The 16,893-nt window shown below is 72.5% G+C and carries 17 protein-coding genes; 5 read left to right on the top strand and 12 right to left on the bottom strand.

Annotation, left to right across the window (positions count from 1 at the left end; translation table 11 throughout):
- Positions 1–80 precede the first annotated feature (80 nt).
- Both M4J07_RS03945 and M4J07_RS03950 read right to left on the bottom strand, forming a co-directional pair.
- The gene (locus M4J07_RS03945; RefSeq protein ID WP_255967197.1) at positions 81–1,325 is read right to left on the bottom strand and encodes a hypothetical protein; all 1,245 of its coding nucleotides are present in this window, start codon (positions 1,323–1,325) and stop codon (positions 81–83) included.
- Positions 1,326–1,481: 156 nt separating this feature from the next.
- Entirely contained in the window at positions 1,482–1,733 is a 252-nt protein-coding gene (locus M4J07_RS03950) for a helix-turn-helix domain-containing protein (RefSeq protein ID WP_255967199.1), read from the bottom strand.
- A gap of 62 nt (positions 1,734–1,795) precedes the next feature.
- On the opposite strand from M4J07_RS03950, the gene map reads away from it, so the two are divergent.
- Complete coding sequence (gene map / locus M4J07_RS03955; protein ID WP_255967201.1) at positions 1,796–2,563, top strand: type I methionyl aminopeptidase; 768 nt, start codon at positions 1,796–1,798, stop codon at positions 2,561–2,563.
- A 21-nt stretch (positions 2,564–2,584) separates the two neighbouring features.
- On the opposite strand, the gene M4J07_RS03960 is transcribed toward map, so the two are convergent.
- From M4J07_RS03960 to M4J07_RS03970, 3 genes are all read right to left on the bottom strand, one after another.
- The gene (locus M4J07_RS03960) at positions 2,585–3,541 is read right to left on the bottom strand and encodes an FKBP-type peptidyl-prolyl cis-trans isomerase (RefSeq protein WP_255967204.1); all 957 of its coding nucleotides are present in this window, start codon (positions 3,539–3,541) and stop codon (positions 2,585–2,587) included.
- 188 nt (positions 3,542–3,729) lie between these two features.
- Positions 3,730–4,410, bottom strand: coding sequence for a response regulator (locus tag M4J07_RS03965; RefSeq protein ID WP_255967206.1), 681 nt, complete (start codon positions 4,408–4,410; stop codon positions 3,730–3,732).
- Entirely contained in the window at positions 4,407–5,561 is a 1,155-nt protein-coding gene (locus M4J07_RS03970; protein WP_255967208.1) for a sensor histidine kinase, read from the bottom strand. Before M4J07_RS03970 ends, M4J07_RS03965 begins: the two co-directional genes overlap by 4 nt.
- Positions 5,562–5,618: 57 nt before the next feature.
- On the opposite strand from M4J07_RS03970, the gene M4J07_RS03975 reads away from it, so the two are divergent.
- Positions 5,619–6,575, top strand: coding sequence for an ATP-binding cassette domain-containing protein (locus M4J07_RS03975; RefSeq protein ID WP_255967210.1), 957 nt, complete (start codon positions 5,619–5,621; stop codon positions 6,573–6,575).
- On the top strand, positions 6,572–7,384 hold the full coding sequence (locus M4J07_RS03980) for an ABC transporter permease (RefSeq protein ID WP_255967211.1): 813 nt from the start codon (positions 6,572–6,574) through the stop codon (positions 7,382–7,384). The genes M4J07_RS03975 and M4J07_RS03980 overlap by 4 nt, the downstream gene beginning before the upstream one ends.
- Positions 7,385–7,391: 7 nt before the next feature.
- Here M4J07_RS03980 and ggt read toward each other — a convergent pair whose 3' ends face one another.
- Positions 7,392–9,203 (bottom strand): gamma-glutamyltransferase, encoded by a 1,812-nt coding sequence (ggt, locus tag M4J07_RS03985; protein ID WP_255967212.1) that lies wholly within the window; start codon positions 9,201–9,203, stop codon positions 7,392–7,394.
- A gap of 103 nt (positions 9,204–9,306) precedes the next feature.
- Here ggt and M4J07_RS03990 point away from each other — a divergent pair, with 103 nt between their 5' ends.
- Positions 9,307–10,068, top strand: coding sequence for a hypothetical protein (locus M4J07_RS03990; protein WP_255967213.1), 762 nt, complete (start codon positions 9,307–9,309; stop codon positions 10,066–10,068).
- 170 nt (positions 10,069–10,238) lie between these two features.
- On the opposite strand, the gene M4J07_RS03995 is transcribed toward M4J07_RS03990, so the two are convergent.
- The 5 genes from M4J07_RS03995 to M4J07_RS04015 all read right to left on the bottom strand — a co-directional run bounded on the left by M4J07_RS03995 (position 10,239) and on the right by M4J07_RS04015 (position 14,015).
- Positions 10,239–11,108, bottom strand: coding sequence for an amino acid ABC transporter permease (locus M4J07_RS03995; protein ID WP_255967214.1), 870 nt, complete (start codon positions 11,106–11,108; stop codon positions 10,239–10,241).
- Positions 11,105–11,749 (bottom strand): amino acid ABC transporter permease, encoded by a 645-nt coding sequence (locus M4J07_RS04000; RefSeq protein WP_255967215.1) that lies wholly within the window; start codon positions 11,747–11,749, stop codon positions 11,105–11,107. Before M4J07_RS04000 ends, M4J07_RS03995 begins: the two co-directional genes overlap by 4 nt.
- A 10-nt stretch (positions 11,750–11,759) precedes the next feature.
- The gene (locus tag M4J07_RS04005; protein ID WP_255967216.1) at positions 11,760–12,671 is read right to left on the bottom strand and encodes a glutamate ABC transporter substrate-binding protein; all 912 of its coding nucleotides are present in this window, start codon (positions 12,669–12,671) and stop codon (positions 11,760–11,762) included.
- A gap of 18 nt (positions 12,672–12,689) precedes the next feature.
- On the bottom strand, positions 12,690–13,433 hold the full coding sequence (locus tag M4J07_RS04010; protein ID WP_255967217.1) for an amino acid ABC transporter ATP-binding protein: 744 nt from the start codon (positions 13,431–13,433) through the stop codon (positions 12,690–12,692).
- A 144-nt stretch (positions 13,434–13,577) separates the two neighbouring features.
- A complete protein-coding gene (locus M4J07_RS04015; protein WP_255967218.1) occupies positions 13,578–14,015 on the bottom strand; it encodes a DUF6278 family protein in 438 nt (145 codons plus the stop codon).
- A gap of 164 nt (positions 14,016–14,179) precedes the next feature.
- On the opposite strand from M4J07_RS04015, the gene M4J07_RS04020 reads away from it, so the two are divergent.
- Positions 14,180–15,955, top strand: a complete 1,776-nt coding sequence (locus M4J07_RS04020; RefSeq protein WP_255967219.1) for an SGNH/GDSL hydrolase family protein — start codon at positions 14,180–14,182, stop codon at positions 15,953–15,955.
- 79 nt (positions 15,956–16,034) lie between these two features.
- Here the strand turns inward: M4J07_RS04020 and M4J07_RS04025 are convergent, their stop codons facing one another.
- A complete protein-coding gene (locus M4J07_RS04025) occupies positions 16,035–16,814 on the bottom strand; it encodes an exodeoxyribonuclease III (protein ID WP_255967221.1) in 780 nt (259 codons plus the stop codon).
- Positions 16,815–16,893 lie beyond the last annotated feature (79 nt).

Here is a 16,893-nt window from a genome sequence, read left to right on the forward strand (position 1 = left end):
CCCGGAAGGCTTGCCAAGACCATCGTCGTCAACCCGCTGGATCGATCACGTTTCGACACTCGTGCGGGTGAGCCGGGGGCTCAGACCGTCAGTCCCGCGACGCGCAGTGCGTGCAGCACGTCCCGGTACCGCTCACCGGACACGGCGCGGGCCGCTTCGGCGACGAGCGGGACGAGCCGGCCGGGATCGCCCTCGGCGCTGCGGGCCGCTTCCTCGGGGGTGCGGCTGCGCACGTACGCGTCGAGGAGGGTCTGCGCCTCGCGCCGCCGGCCGTCGGCGTGCAGCAGACCGACCGCGTCCCCGATCTCCGCGGGCGGACGGGCGACGCCCTGGCGGAGCAACTGCCGGGCGTCGGCGTCGCGTCCGGCGGCGGCGAGCGCGTCGGCGACGGCGACCACCCGGCCCGGCGGCAGGGACGCCGCCTCCCACAGCAGGGTGGCCCAGTCGGCGCCGAGCCCGGCGCGGTGGAGTTCGGCGGCGAGCGGCGGCAGGTGGGCGGCAGGGCCGTGGGCGGCGTCGACGAGCACGATGTGGGCGTCACCGCTCCTGCCCTCCGTGCGGTGCCGGACGAGGGTGTGCACCGTCGCGGCGATGTGGGCGCGGGCCGTGGAGTCCACCTGCGGCGGCGCCGGGGCCACCGGGACGTCCTGCTCGGCTCCGGCGAAGCGGGCCCCGCGCGGGGTGGCGACGTCCGGTTCCGCTACGGGAGTTGACGGCTGGTCGGGCGGTACGGGGGTGTCGTCCTCCGGCAGTCCGGCGAAGCGGGCGCCGCCGCGCTTGCGCTTCTTCGCGGGTGCGGCCGGGGCCGGGGACGCGTCGGCGCGCCCGCCCCGGGTCCGAGGCGCCGGCGGGGCCGCTTCCGGGCCGCCCAAGTCGGCCAGTCTCGACCGGAGTTCGGCCACGCGGGCCGTCGCCCGGTCGTAGTCGTCCCTCGCCCAGGCCAGGTCCCGCTGGACCGGCTCCGCGTCCTCCCGGGTCGTCGCCGCGTCGAGCCGGCCGGCCAGTTCGCGCAGACGGTCGGTGGCGCCGCGCTGTTCGCGGGCCATCACGTCGATCCGGTCGACGAGCGCCTCGCGGCCGCCGGGCACCGCGTCGTGCACCCGCACCGACGCCCGGTACAGGGCCCTGGCGCGACCGGTCTCCCACGTCGCCCGCTCCGGCCCGTGGGCCGCGGCGAGGTCCTGGAGCAGCGCCTCGACGACGTCCCAGGGCGGCACCTCGCGCCCGTCGAGACAGGCCGTCATGCCTTCGGGATCACGCTGCCAGAAGACTCCGCACCAGCCCGCTCCCTGGTCGATCCGGGCGGTGAGTCCGCGCAGATACATCGCGAACTCCCTTACCCGTTCCGGGAGTTGTTCCCCGTCCGTGACGCACCCCCACCGATCGCCGCACCCCTGGAGCACTACGCTCCGGAAGGAAACACCCTCCGTGTTACGGGGCTGCTACGCGCGCTTTTCCGGGGTGCGCACGCGGCCGCGCGGTCAGGCGGGCACCAGGGCGCAGCGGATCACCAGCTCGTCCATCGAGATGCCCAGCTCGCGGGCGAGGGCGGCGACGGTGAAAAACGCCGGCGTCGGCGCCCGGCCCGTCTCGATCTTGCGCAGCGTCTCCACCGAGACGCCCGCGGCCGCGGCGACCTCGGTCATGCTGCGCTCCTGCCGCGCCGAGCGCAGCAGCTGTCCGAGCCGCTCGCCGCGCTCGCGCTCTTCCGGGGTCAAGGGGGTTCGCACCATGCCGACAGTCTACCCGAGCACCGATTCCTATACCGGATTCAAATACCGGTATAGTTATTGGCATGGTGGAACTGAAGACGGACACATCGATCGACGCGATGCGGGAGGCGGGCCGTGTCGTGGCGCAGGCCCTGACCACCGCGCGCAAGCACGCCGCCGTGGGCGTGAGCCTGCTGGAGCTCGACGAGGTGGCGCACCAGGTGCTGCGCGACGCGGGCGCGACCTCACCCTTCCTCGGCTACCGGCCCTCCTTCGCGACGACCCCTTTCCCCGCGGTGCTCTGCACATCCGTGAACGACGCGATCGTGCACGGCATCCCCACGAAGTACCGGCTGCGCGACGGGGACCTCGTCTCCATCGACTTCGGGGCCCGGCTGGACGGCTGGGTGGGCGACTCCGCGGTCAGCTTCACGGTCGGCACCCCGCGCCCCGCGGACCTCACGCTCGTCGAGACCGCCGAGCGGGCCCTGGCGGCGGGCATCGCGGCGGCCGTGGTCGGGAACCGGATCGGCGACATCGCGCACGCGGTCGGCACGGTCTGCCGCGCGGGCGGGTACGGCGTCCCGCAGGACTTCGGCGGGCACGGCGTGGGGCGGCAGATGCACGAGGACCCGTCGGTGCCGAACGAGGGACGCCCGGGCCGCGGCATGCCGCTGCGCCACGGCATGGTCCTGGCCATCGAGCCGATGCTGATCGGCGGCGGCACGGACGGCTACCACGAGGCGCCGGACGGCTGGACGCTGTGCACGAACGACGGCTCCCGCGCGGCGCACGCCGAGCACACGGTGGCGATCACGGACGCGGGGCCGCGCATCCTGACCGCGCTCTAGGCGCCGGTGCCGCGGGGGACGTCAGCGGTCCTGGCGGTCCAGGACCTCCATGACGTAGAGGACCGCCCGGCCGGCCGGCACGGCGACGCCGCCCCTGGTCGTGGTGAAGCCGGGCCGGTAGCGGGCCGGCACGGCGATCTGCACCCGGCTGCCGACCCGCACCCCGCGCAGCGCCTCGAACACCCCGGGCGGCACCGCGTCCGGGGTGACGACGAACCCGTTCGGCCCGGTCACCGCGTACGTGGAGCGGTACGGCGCCCGCTGCCCCCACGCCCAGGACGCGTACTGCACGACGGCGACGTCGCCCCGCTGCAGGACCGGTCCGCGGCCCTCGGCCAGCGTGCGGACATCGAGCCTGCGCGGCGCGCCCCGGCCCCAGCTGGTCACCTGGGGCGCCCGGTCGGCCCGGACGGCGACGACCGGCGTCCCGTCCCGCGCACCGCCCGGCCCGCCCGGCGCCTCGGCCTCGACGGGCGGGATGCGCTGGTCGACGCCGTACCCGCCGATCACGTCGAAGACGAGTACCAGGTGGTCGCCCGCGGCGACCCGGGCGGGCGCCACGTCGCGCGGCGCGAGGCCGCTCGCGGCCGGGCCGACCAGCAGCACCCGGCTGCCCGCCCGGCGGCCGACGAGCGCCCGGTCCCAGGCGCGCGGCCCGTGCGCGCCGTCGAAGGCGACCGTCGTCGGCTGGGTGAGGCCCCAGGTCGACACGAGCTTCCTGTTGCCCTCCCAGGTCCTCATCTCCACGTCGGTGACGACGACCTGCCCCTTCCGCACCTCGGGTCCCGGCCCCTCGTGCAGCACCGTCGTCCGGGACCCTTCGGGGGCGGGCCGGTCCGGCACGGCGATCACCGGCCGGGTGCCGACGGCACCGCTGACGTCGGGAACGTTCTCGGCTGCGGGGGCCGCGCAGGCCGCCGCGCCCGCGGCCAGCAGGGCGAAGGCGGCTGCGCCGGTGCGCACGGACGACGTCGGCACGGAGGTCCTCCAGGGGTGTGGGGGCGTTGGTGTCCGAGCGTGACCGCAGCGGCCGCCGGGGTGCCGCATCCGTGCCCCGACACACCGGTCGCCGTACGCCTGGCGGGTGTACGGCGACGGGTACCGCCCCGCGACGCCCGGACCTGGAGCAGCCCGGGCGGGCGCGCGGGCCCGCCCCGGCGGAGCGCTCAGCGGGACGGTGCCACGAGCCCCAACTCGTAGGCCGTGATGACCAGTTGGACACGATCACGGGCGCCGAGCTTGGTGAAGAGGCGCGCCACGTGCGATTTGGTCGTGGCGACGCTGATGAAGAGCTCCTCGGCGATCTCCTGGTTGGAGCGGCCGAGCCCGACCAGGGTCAGCACCTCCCGCTCCCGCTCCGTGATGCCCTCGACGGGGCGCGGCGAGCGCGCGGCCTCCGGTCCCGGGCGTCCCACGAAGTCGGCGATCAGCCGGCGGGTGACGGCGGGTGCGATGAGGGCGTCCCCGGCGGCGACCACCCGGACCGCCGCGAGGATCTCCTCCAGTTGCATGTCCTTCACGGCGAAGCCGCTGGCGCCCGCGCGCAGCGCCCCGTACACGTAGTCGTCCTCGTCGAAGGTGGTCAGCACGAGCACCCGGCTGCCGCTCTCGCCCGCCATGATCCGCCGGGTCGCCTCGATGCCGTCCGTGCCGGGCATCCGGATGTCCATCACCACGACGTCGGGCCGCAGGCTCGCGGCCAGTTCGACCGCCTCCGCCCCGTCACCCGCCTCGCCGACGACGTCCAGGTCGTCGGTGTCCGCGATGAGGACGCGCAGCCCGGAGCGGACCAGCGGCTGGTCGTCGACGAGCAGCACCCGTACCGTCCTCGCCGTCCGGGACGTCATCGCGCCGCCTCCGGCAGCGGGATCCGCGCCGCCACCCGGAATCCGCCCTCCGGCCGCGGCCCCGCGCTGAACTCGCCGTGCAACAGGCTCACCCGCTCCCCCATCCCCGTGATCCCGAACCCCGTACCCGGTGATCCTGCCGTGGTGCCCCGCCCCGCGTCCACGATCTCCAGCACCAGGTCCGTGTCGCCGAACGAGACCAGGACCCGGCACGTGTCGGTGCCGGCGTGCCGGACGACGTTGGTCAGGGACTCCTGCACGATCCGGTACGCCGCGAGGTCGACGTCGGCGGGCAGCGGCCGTTGCGCGCCACTGCGGACGACCTCGACGTGCACGCCCGCGTCCCGTGCGGTGACTTCGGTGAGGCCGGCGAGGTCGGCGAGGCCGGTCGCGGGGGTCAGGGGTGCGGCGCCGCCGGGTTCGGCGCGGCGCAGGGCGACCAGGGTGCGGCGCAGGCCCTGGAGCGTCTCCCGGCTGGTCGTCTCGATGGCCGCCAGCGCCTCGCGCGCCTCCTTCGGCCGGGTCTCGATGACCCGGCTCGCGACCCCCGACTGGATCGCGATGACGCCGATGCTGTGGGACACCATGTCGTGCAACTCCCGTGCGATCCGCAGCCGTTCGGCGGTCACGGCCTCGGCGACGGCCTGGTCGTGCAGGGCCTCGGCGTGCTGCCGCCGCTCGCGCCCGAGCAGGCCGATCATGCACGCGACGAGCAGAACGAGCAGGGCGACGACACCGAATCCGATCTGGTTCTCGGACCGCGCGAAGAATGCGATGCCGGCGGCCTGCGCGACGAAGGACAGCGCGATCCCGGCGGACGCCTTGGCGCGCGAACCGCGGGCGATCAGATACCCGAGCACCACGTCGGCCGAGACGAACGCCACCAGGTTCGTCTGCCGCGAGTCGTCGAAGAGGCCGTGCGTGGGCTGCGCGGCGACCGCGAGCAGGGTGCCGACCAGCGCCACGACGAGCCCGAACAGCGGCGCTCGCCGCACCACCCCCACCAGCAGCACGGCCGACAGGGTCACTCCCAGCGCGCGCACCGACGGCAGCACCATCGACGAGCCGAACAGCGAGAGGGACACCGCGAGCGGGTACAGGACGAGCCCGCACCAGGCGGCGGCGCCCCGGGAGTGGGAGGTTGCGTTCACACGGGTGAGCGTACGAGGGCGGGTGCGCGCCCGGCATCCGTCCACGGGATGCAGCCCATGGGCCGATGCGAGCCCGCACCGTACGGCGGCACGGTGGCGTACGTGATCGAAGTCAGCGAACTCACCAAGCGATACGGCCGCAGGACGGCCGTCGACGGCCTGTCCTTCACGGTGCGGCCCGGGGTCGTCACCGGGTTCCTCGGACCGAACGGGGCGGGCAAGACCACGACGCTGCGGGTGCTGCTCGGCCTGGACGCGCCGACCGCCGGCACGGCGACGGTGGGCGGGGTGCCGTTCGCCTCGCATCCGCGCGGCCTGCGGCACGCCGGCGCCCTGCTCGACGCGCAGCAGGTGCACGGCGGCCGGACCGCGCACGCCCATCTCGCGGCGCTCGCCCGCAGCAACGGACTGCCCGCGCGGCGGGTGTCCGACGTGCTCGCGGAGGTCGGTCTCGAGGCGGCCGCGCAGCGCCGGATCGGCGGTTTCTCACTGGGCATGAAGCAGCGTCTGGGCGTGGCGGCGGCGCTGCTCGGCGACCCGCCGGCCCTGCTGTTCGACGAGCCGTTCAACGGGATGGACCCGGCGGGCGTGCTGTGGCTGCGCGGCCTGTTCCGGCGGCTCGCCGACGAGGGCCGCACCGTGTTCCTGTCGAGCCATCTGATGTCCGAGATGCAGTCCACGGCGAGCGAGTTGATCGTCGTCGGGCAGGGCCGGCTGGTCGCGGCCGAGCCGCTGAGCGCGTTCGCGGCGCGGGCCGGGCGGCGATGCGTCGTCGTGGGCTCCCCGGACGCGACGGAGCTGGCACCGCGGCTCACGGCGGCCGGCGCGGAGGTGGTGCCGGAGTCGGCCGAGCGCCTGGTGGTGACGGGACTGCCCGCGGACCGGATCGGCGCGCTCGCCCTCGCGCACCACATCGTGCTGCACGAACTGACCACCCGTACCGCCTCGTTGGAGGAAGCCTTCATGGCACTGACCGCCGACCACGTCGAGTACCCGGCGGGGGCCGCCCGATGAGCGCGGCGACCGAGCGGGCGCGCTTCGGCGATCTCCTCGCCGCCGAGTGGATCAAGATCCGGTCGCTGCGGTCCACGCCGTGGGTGCTCGCCCTGGTCACGCTGACCGTCCTGACGAGCGCGGCCATCGCCGCGTACGGCGACTACCGCAACTACCCGCACTACAACGGTCGGGACCAGCGCGAGCACGTGTGGTCGCTCGGCGACGCGTTCCCCGCGGAGGGCTGTCTGACGCTGATGCTGGCGGCGGGCAGCGTCGGAGCGATCGTCGTCGTCAGCGAGTACGGCAGCGGGCTGATCCGGACGACGACGGTGGCGGTGCCCGCGCGGCGTGCGGTGCTGCTGGCGAAGGCGGCGGTGACGGCCCTGCTGTGGACGGGGGTGGGTCTGGTCTGCGCCCTCGGCTCGTTCGCGGTGTCGCAGGGGATCCTGGCCGGCCGGGACGCCGCGGTGCCGCTCACGGACGCGGGTTCGCTGCGGGCGGTCGCCGCGTCGACGCTGCTCGCGCCGGTGTGCGCACTCATCGGGTTCGGCCTGGGCGTCCTGGTGCGGCACAGCGCGACGACGATGGTCGGGACCGCGTTCACGCTGCTGATGCTGCCGGTGTTCTTCTCCTCGCGCGAGCCGTGGGTCGAGCGGATCGATCACATGATGGTGCAGAGCGCCTGGCAGCGGCTCGTCACGCTCTACGGCTGGGGTCCGGAGGCGTACGGCGGCGCGACGGTCGCCGGGGCCTGGACGGTGTTCGCCGTCTGGCCGCTGGTGGCCGTCGCGCTCGCCCTGCTCGTCGTACGTCACCGGGACGTCTGACGTCCTGTCACTTGCCGGGGGTCACCACCATCGCCGAGCCGCCGCCGCGCCGCACCTTCTCGGCCGCCGCGAGCCACTTGCCGCCCGGCAGCCGCTGTACGCCGGTGGCGGCACCGATCTCCGGGTTGAGCTTGAAGGAGTGTCCGACGGCTTCGAGCTTCGCTCGCGACGCGCTGTCGTAGAGGCCGGGTTCGAGCTCGGTCTGCGCCGCGTTGCGCTGGCTGGCGCGCGGCGCCGCGATGGCGTCGACGAGCGGCAGGCCCCGGTCGAGGAACCCGGTCAGCGTCTGCAGCACGGTGGTGATGATGGTGGCGCCGCCGGGCGAGCCGACCGCGACGACGGGCCTGTTCGCCCGGTCGAGGACGATGGTCGGGGAGATGGACGACCGCGGACGCTTGCCGGGACCCGGCAGGTTCGGGTCGTGCACCTCGGGGCTCGCGGGCGCGAAGGAGAAGTCGGTCAGCTCGTTGTTGAGCAGGAAGCCGCGGCCCGGCACCGTGATGCCGCTGCCGCCGGTCGACTCGATGGTGAGGGTGTACGCGACGACGTTGCCCCACTTGTCGGCGGCCGTCAGATGCGTGGTGTTCTCGCCCTCGAACGTCGTCGGGGCGGCCTTGTCGCCGGCCTCGCCGCACTTCCCGGGGTGCCGGGGGTCACCGGGTGGCACCGGGCTGGTGAGCACGGCATCGTCCTTGATCAGGCAGGCCCGCGAGTCGGCGAACTTCTGCGACAGCAGCTGCCTGGCCGGCACGGACTCGAAGGCCGGGTCGCCGACCCAGCGGCCCCGGTCGGCGAACGCGATCCGGCTCGCCTCGATGAACCGGTGCAGGTACCGCACGTCGGACGCCTTCGAGAGGTCGGTCCGCTCCAGGATGTTGAGGGCCTCGCCGACGGTCGTGCCGCCGGACGACGACGGCGCCATCGAGTAGACGCCGAGCCCGCGGTACGAGGTCTTCGACGGTGCCTGGTACTTGGCGGTGTACGCCGTGAGGTCCTTGGCCGACAGCCGTCCGGGGCGCGCCCGATAGCCCGAGGCCGGGTCGACCGGCGGGTCGTTGACCGTCCGCACCACGTCGGCGCCGATGTCGCCGCGGTACAGCGCCCCGATCCCCTTGCTGCCCAGCTCGTCGTAGGTGCGCGCCAGGTCGGGGTTCTTGAACGTCGAGCCGACGACCGGCAGCTGCCCGCCGGGCAGGAACAGCTTCGCCGTGTCGGGGAAGTTGCGGAACCGGGCCTCGTTCGACGCGGTCTGCGAGCGGAAGGTGTCGTCGACGGTGAACCCGTCGCGGGCCAGCTTCTGCGCGGGCTTCAGGACCGTGCCGAGCCGCTTGCTGCCCCAGGCGTCGAGCGCGGACTGCCAGGTGGCCGGGGTGCCGGGCGTGCCGACGCTCAGACCGCTGGTGACCGCGTCGTTGAAGGCGAGCGGCTTGCCGTTCTCCAGGAAGAGGTCGGACCCGGCGGTCAGCGGCGCCGTCTCCCGGCCGTCGATCGTGTGGACCTGGCGCGTCTTCGCGTCGTAGTAGACGAAGTAGCCGCCACCGCCGACCCCGGACGAGTACGGCTCGGTGACCCCGAGGGCGGCCGCGGTGGCGACGGCGGCGTCCACCGCGTTGCCCCCGTTGCGCAGGACCTCGATGCCGGCGGCCGAGGCGTCGGCGTCGACGCTCGCCACGGCGCCGCCGTACCCGACGGCAACCGGAACCTTCGGCGGGGTGCCCGGCGAGCCGGCAGCGGACGAAGGGGGCGCCGCGGCCCCGACGGCGACCATGCTCGCCGCGACCGCGCACATCGACAGATTCCGCCCAACTGAACGCCTCATCAGTACCTCCAGTCAACAGCCGTCTGCGCAGCGTAACTTGACTTCCGGGAGCCGTCAGGACCCCCTCGAACACCGGTCCGCCGGTTGGCTAGAGTGCGCCCCCATGACTGAAGACGTGCGCAACATCGTCCTCGGCCTGATCGCAGCGGGCATCAGCGCCGCGCTGGGCTGGCTCGCCCGCACCTACCTGTGGAAGCGGAGGCTCCGCCGCAAGCAGGCCTTCTTCGGGCTGCCCGACAACTCGGAGTCGCTGCTGGTGGTGAACCGCGACGCGGGCGGCGCCGAGCTGACGGTGAAGCGCCATGACGTCTTCGCCCTCCTCGAACTCTCCGCCCTCATCAAGGACTGCGGCGCCCACGCCCAGGTCGTCGCCCACGACACGGCCCAGCAGGGCTTCGGGGAGCGTACGGAGTTCTGCGTCGGCGGCCCGGCCTCGAACCGCCGGATGGCCGCCCACATGGTGAGCCTGCTGCCCGGCATCCGCGTGAACACGGATCCGGAGCCGGGGCCGGACCGCGGCGCCTTCCAGATCGGCTCCGAGCGCTACCGCCTGGAGCCGGGCAGGACCGAGTACGTGATCCTGGCCCGCCTGACCGCCGGGGAGTCCAAGGAGGCGAGACCCGTCTTCCTGTTCTGCGGCCAGCTCCCCATCACCAACCAGGCCGCCACCCGCTATCTCGCCCGCCACCACGAGCGCCTCGCGCGCAAGCACGGCAACAGTTCGTTCGTGCTGCTCCTGAAGGTCGTCAACTCCGGGGCGTACGGCCCGGACGTCGTCGAGCTGGTCGCCGACGTCACCAAGTCCGCCCAGACGCCGCTCCCGGCCTCGGCGACCACCCCGCGGAACTCGCACCGGGCCAAGTAGCCCCTGACACCAAGGAGAGCGGTGCCCCCGTCGCGTACGAATGCGACCGGGGCCCGCTCGGCCTCGGCAAGCAGGCGCGTCCCGTCCGTCGTGCGCACAGCTGACCTTCTTCCCGCGGGTGCGGGGAGTGATCTCCGACTGCGGCCGGCCGGGGACTGCCCATGCTCCGGCTACTGCACTCCTGGCAGCAGCGTCCCTGGTTCGGCAGGCGCGACATCCGCCGCCTCTGTCTTGGGACTGCGCCGCTGACGCCTGGCCACCCACTGGGCGAACCACGACAGCAACATGCACATCCCGATGTAGATCGGCGAGATGACCATCACCACAGGGATGAAGGGCAAATCGTAGTCGAGGTTCGACGCGATGAGCTTCCCGGCGTGGAGGAACTCCTCATAGGTGATCAGATAGCCCAGCGAGGTGTCCTTCAGGGCGACCACCAGCTGGCTGATGATGGCGGGCAGCATCGCGCGGACGGCCTGCGGCACCAGTACGTGCCCCATCACCTGCGTCTTGCGCATCCCGAGCGCGTACGCGGCCTCGCGCTGGCCGCGCTCCACCGCGTTGATGCCGGAGCGGAACACCTCGGCGAGCACGGAGCCGTTGTAGAGCGTCAGGCCGGCGACGAGCGCGGGCAGCGGCTCCACCTTCAGGGCCACGTAGATGAAGAAGATCATCACGAGGACCGGCATCGCGCGGAAGAACTCCACGAAGAGCGTCGCGAGCCAGCGCACGGGCCGGTGGTCGGAGAGCCGGCCGACGGCGAGGAGGGTGCCGAGGACGAGGGAGAGCACGGCCGCGATGGCGAACGCCTTCAGCGTGTTGCCGAGGCCGCGCAGCAGCAGTTCCTGGATCCCCTTGTACTGGAAGGGCATCCACTTCGTGTACGTGAACTGGTCGGTGTCGAACAGCAGGTAGACGATCCAGCCGACGAGCGCGAGCACGAGCAGCGTGGAGAGGGCGCCGTACAGCTTGTGGCGGCGCTCGGTCCTGGGGCCGGGGATGTCGTAGAGGGCGGTGGCGCTGTGGTCGAGTGCTTTCATCGGGCGACTCCCCAGCGCTTTTCCAGGATGTTGAAGACCGCGCTGATGGCGAGCGTGATCACGAGGTATCCGAGCGCGATCCAGACGAACGTCCAGATGATGTTGTAGCCGAGCTCGCTGAGCGTCTTGTACGTGCCGAGCAGCTCGGTGACGCTGAACGCGCCCGCGATCGCCGAGTTCTTGGCGAGCGCGATGAGGGTGGAGCCGACGGGCGGGATCACCGACCGGAAGGCCTGCGGCAGGATGATCGTGGTCAGCGTCTGACTGAACGTCATGCCGAGGCTGCGGGCCGCCTCGCCCTGTCCCTTGGGCACGGTGTTGATGCCGGAGCGCAGCGCCTCGCAGATGAACGCCGAGGTGTAGCAGCCGAGCGCGAGCACCGCGAACACGGTGAACGGCAGCACGAGCCCGAACCGCGGCAGACCCAGCAGGACGGCGAAGAACAGCAGGGTCAGCGGGGTGTTGCGCAGGACAGTGACCCAGGCGGTGCCCAGCGCCCGGAAGGAGCCGACGGGCGCGACCCGGAACGAGGCCATGACGAACCCGAGCACGAGGGCCAGGATCGAGGCGTAGACGGTGAGCTCGACGGTACCGAGGAAGCCCTTCCAGTACGTCGAGATGTTGTCGGTCAGGACGTTCACGTGACGCTCCTCAGCTCGCCGGGTAGCGGTCGATGGGCGGCGGCGTCGGGGCGGGCACTCCGGACAGTCCGAGCGTGGCCTCGAACGCCTTCTTCCAGTCCCCGTTCTTCTGGCGAGCCTCCAGGGCGTCGTTCATGGCGAACCGGAGCGCGTTGTCCTTGCGCGGGACGCCGATGCCGTACGGCTCCTCGGAGAACGGCTTGCCGGCCAGCTTCAGCTCGTCGGGCGCCTTGGCGGCGAAGCCGAGCAGGATCGCGTCGTCGGTGGTGACCGCGTCGACCTGGAACGTCAGGAGGTTGTCGACGCAGATCGAGTACGTGTCGTACGCGACGAGCTCGGCCTTCGGGTAGTCGGCCTGGATGCGCTGGTACGGGGTCGATCCGGCGGCCGAGCAGACGCGCTTGCCCGCCAGGTCCTGCGGGCCGTTGATGTCCTCCTCGTCCTTGCGCACGAGCAGCGACTGGCCGGCCATGAAGTAGGGGCCGGCGAATCCGACGAGCTTCTTGCGGTTGTCGTTGATCGTGTACGTGCCGACGTAGTAGTCGATCTGCCCGTTCTGCAGGGCGGTCTCGCGGTTGGCGGAGGCGATCGTCTTGAAGGCGATCTTCTTCGGGTCGAGACCGAGCGAGGCGGAGATCATCCTGGCGATCTCGATGTCGAAGCCCGAGTAGACGCCGTTGGCGGGGTTCTTCTCACCGAGGTAGGGCTGGTCCTCCTTGGCGCCGACGACGAAGTGGCCGCGCTTCACGGCCCTCTTCCAGGTGGGCGAGTCGGGCAGCGAGAACCCTTGGGCCACTTGGTACTTGGGGAGCTCGTCGGCCGACGGGCCCTTGACCGGCGGGCTGCCTTCCTTGCCGCAGGCGGTGGCGGCGACGGCCGTCACGAGCAGGGCGGCGAGCAGCCGTAGCGACTTGGCGATCATGCGTGCTGCACTCCCCCGTCAGTGCTTGAGGATCTTGGAGAGGAAGTCGCGGGCGCGCTCGCTCTCCGGGTGGGTGAAGAAGTCCTCGGGGGCGCGGTCCTCGACGATCTTCCCGTCCGCCATGAAGACGACGCGGTCGGCGGCGGTGCGGGCGAAGCCCATCTCGTGGGTGACCACGACCATCGTCATGCCGTCGCGGGCGAGTTGCTGCATGACCTCCAGGACCTCGTTGATCATCTCGGGGTCGAGGGCCGAGGTCGGCTCGTCGAAGAGCAGGGCCTTGGGGTCCATGGCGAGGGCGCGGGCGATGGCCACGCGCTGCTGCTGGCCGCCGGACATCTGCGCGGGGAACTTGTCGGCGTGGGCGGCGAGTCCGACCCGGTCGAGGAGTTCGCGGGACCGCTTGTCGGCCTCGTCCTTCTTGCGCTTCCTGACCTTCACCTGGGCCAGCGAGACGTTCTGCAGGACCGTCTTGTGCGCGAAGAGGTTGAAGGACTGGAAGACCATGCCCACTTCGGCCCTCAGCTGCGCGAGCGCCTTGCCCTCCTCGGGCAGCGGCTGTCCGTCGAGCCGGATGGTCCCCGACTGGATCGTCTCCAGCCGGTTGATCGTCCGGCAGAGCGTCGATTTGCCCGACCCCGAAGGGCCGATGACCACCACCACCTCCCCCTTGCCGACGGTGAGGTCGATGTCCTGGAGGACATGCAGCTCCCCGTAGTACTTGTTCACGTCACGCAGCTCGATCAACGGATCGACGGCCATGGCAGTACCTGCCCACTCTCAGCTGTGTCGGTCCGCGCAAACTATCCACGCCGATATGGGACTTAACGGACGACACGCACTTATGGCCATTAACCGTATTTGCGGCTCAACTGCGCTTCACGCGCTCGGCTCTTCCTCCCGGGTCTACGATTCGCTGGCCTCCGCGTAGAACTGGGAGAGTTCGGGCGCTCCGCTCGCCGCCCACTCGTGCCCCACCTCGACGACGTCGATCTCCCGGCCCGAGGCGAGACACACCACGGGCTGGCCGTCGGGCCGGATCACCCAGGCGGCGCCGGGCACCTGGTGGACCAGGATCGTGCCGAGGTAGAGGCCCGCGTCGTTGCCGAGCCAGTGCAGCGTCTCCTCGTCCTCGCGCCAGCGCGGCACCAGTTGGTCGAGGGCCGCCAACGAGCCGACGGAGTCGTCGAGTTCGACGCCCTCCTGCTCCGCCTGGGCCCGCAACAGCTCGCATTCGGAGAGGAGTTCGGCGACGCCCTCGGCGTCGCCGCCGTCGGGCGGGAACACCGCGAGGGCCCGCGCTCCCGGCTTCTTCCGCCAATTACCCACGAAAGGGATCTTCATACCGACAGCCTCGCATCCGGCCCCGCGCAGGCACCACAGGCGCGCGGCCTGTGTTCCCGGCGAGTTCACGCCGCTTTCCGGCGCACCTCATTGACGCGTTCCCGCCCCCTCCCTACGTTCATGGCGCACCTGTCACGCCAGCCGCACCACGGAGGGAGCCGGTCTTGCGCCGACGCACCTGGGGAACAGCCGTCCTACTGGCCGTCTGCGCGGGGCTCACACCCGTCACGACAGCCCAGGCCGCCCCGCACAGACCCGGGCCGCTCCCGCTGGAGCGGCTCTTCGACAACCGGGCCGTCAGCGACGACGCGCGGCCCGGCGAGGCGGACTTCGACGGCGCGGGCGGTTCGCTCTCCGCGCAGGACCTGACCGCGGCGGGCTGGACTCCCGGCCGGGCGCTGGGAGTTGACGGCGCCCGCCTGAAGTGGCCGAGGTCCGCGGGCAGCGGCCCCGACAACGTGACGGCGGACGGGCAGCAGGTCCGGGTGACCGGCCGGGGCGACGCGCTGGCGTTCCTGGTCGCCGGGACGGGTGGCGACGGGGCCGGCACCGGCACCGTCCGGTACGCCGACGGCTCCCGCTCCTCGTACACGCTGACCGCGCCGGACTGGCGCACCGGACCGCTCGCCACGAAGTCGGTCGCACTGCCGCACCGGAACACGCCGGACGCCCAACTCACCGAGAAGACCCGGCTGTACACGGTCACCGTGCCGGTGCGGAAGGGGCGCCAGATCACGTCCGTGGAGCTGCCGGACGCCTCCGGCGACGGGCGGGCGCTGCACGTCTTCGACGTCTCGGTACGCGCGGCGACAACCGGATGGACGGGCACCTGGTCGGCGTCCACGGCCGGATACACAACGGTGGGCCCGTGGGCGGACCGCACGGTGCGGCTCGTCGTGCACACCAGCACGGGCGGCCCGCGGGTGCGGATCCGGCTCGACAACACCTTCGCCTCGACGCCGGTGCGGATCGGCAGCGCGTCGGTGGCGGTGCAGGAGGCGGGGGCCGCGGCGCGGAGCACGCCGGTGCCGCTGACGTTCCGGGGCGGGGCCGGGGCGCTGCTGCCGGCGGGCACCCAGGCGTGGAGCGACCCGGTCGGCTTCGACGTGCCGGCGGACGCGAACCTCCTGGTGAGCTTCCACCTGCCGGAGCCGGTGGCCGCGGCGCCCGTGCACAGCCAGGCCATCCAGCGGTCGTACGTCAGCACGCCCGGCGACCACGCGGCGGAGGCGGCCGGCACGGCGTACACGTCGACCATCTCGTACTGGCCGCTCCTCACGGGCGTCGACGTCGGCGGCGGGCCGGGCTCCGTGGTGCTGCTCGGCGACTCCATCACGGACGGCGTGAAGTCGACGCAGGACGCGAACCACCGGTGGCCGAACGTGCTGTCGACGCGGCTGCTCGGCCAGTCGGAGGTGCCGCGGTACGGCGTGCTGAACCAGGGCATCTCCGCGAACCGGGTCGTCGCGGACCGGTACCCGGGCGACGGCATCTCCACCGACACGGGTGGGGTGAGCGCGCTGCACCGGCTCGACCGTGACGTGCTCGCGCAGACGTCGGCCCGGACGGTCGTGGTGTTCATGGGGGTCAACGACGTGCGGTGGGGCGCGTCCGCGGAGCAGGTCGTGGCCGGGCTCCGGGAGGTCGCGGCGCGGGCGCATGAGCGGGGGCTGAAGGTGATCGGGGCGACGATCACTCCGTGCGAGGGGGAGTCCCTGTGCACGGCCGCGGCCGATGTGCAGCGGATCGCGGTCAACTCGTGGCTGCGGACGGCCGGTTCGGGGTTCGACGGGGTGCTGGACTTCGACGCCGTCGTGCGGGATCCGGCGCATCCGGCCCGGATACGGGCCGAGTTCGACAGCGGCGACCATCTGCATCCCGGGGATGCGGGCCTGAAGGCACTGGCCGACTCGGTCGACCTGAGGATGCTCGCGCCGTAGCTCCGGGCCGCCGATGACCGCTGCGGGTGCGTGGGGCTTCTCGCGCAGTTCCCCGCGCCCCTACGCACCCGCGGTCGCGCTACACGTCCAGATCCACCACGACGGGGGCGTGGTCCGACGCGCCCTTGCCCTTGCGTTCCTCGCGGTCGACGTAGGAGTCCTTCACGGCACCGGCGAACGCGGCGTTCCCGTAGACCAGGTCGATGCGCATGCCCTTGTTCTTCGGGAAGCCGAGGGCGCGGTAGTCCCAGTACGTGAAGGGGTGGTCGTACTTGAGGGGGCGCGGGACCACGTCGGACAGGCCCGCCTCGCGCAGCGCGGCGAGCGCGGCCCGCTCGGCCGGCGTGACGTGCGTGGCGCCGTCGAAGACGGAGATGTCCCAGACGTCGTCGTCCGTCGGCGCCACGTTGTAGTCACCCATCACCGCGAACGGGCGCGAGCCCGCCGCGTCGCCCGCGACCGCCGCCTTCAGGGCCTCGAACCACTGCAGCTTGTACGCGTAGTGCGGGTGGTCGACCTCCCGGCCGTTCGGCACGTAGACCGACCAGACGCGGACCGGGCCGCAGGTCGCGGAGACCGCGCGGGGCTCCTCGGCGCCGTCGTAGCCGGGGTCGCCTGGCAGGCCCTTGACGACGTCCTCCAGGCCGACGCGGGAGAGCAGCGCCACCCCGTTCCACCTGCCGTTCGCGTTCACCGCCGACTCGTAGCCCAGCTCCCGCAGCTCGTCCGCGGGGAACTGCTCGGCCGAGCACTTGGTCTCCTGGATGCACAGCACGTCCGTGCCGCTGGTCTCCAGCCAGGCAAGGAGGCGCGGCAGGCGCGCGGTGATCGAGTTCACGTTCCAGGTAGCAATGCGCATGCCTCACAACCTACCGGGCGGGTGTGACAACGAGCCCGTCCGGCATCGCCGGGATAGACAGGCAACCTTGCAAGTTTTC

The organism is Streptomyces longispororuber, from assembly GCF_024448165.1.
GTDB lineage: Bacteria > Actinomycetota > Actinomycetes > Streptomycetales > Streptomycetaceae > Streptomyces > Streptomyces longispororuber_A.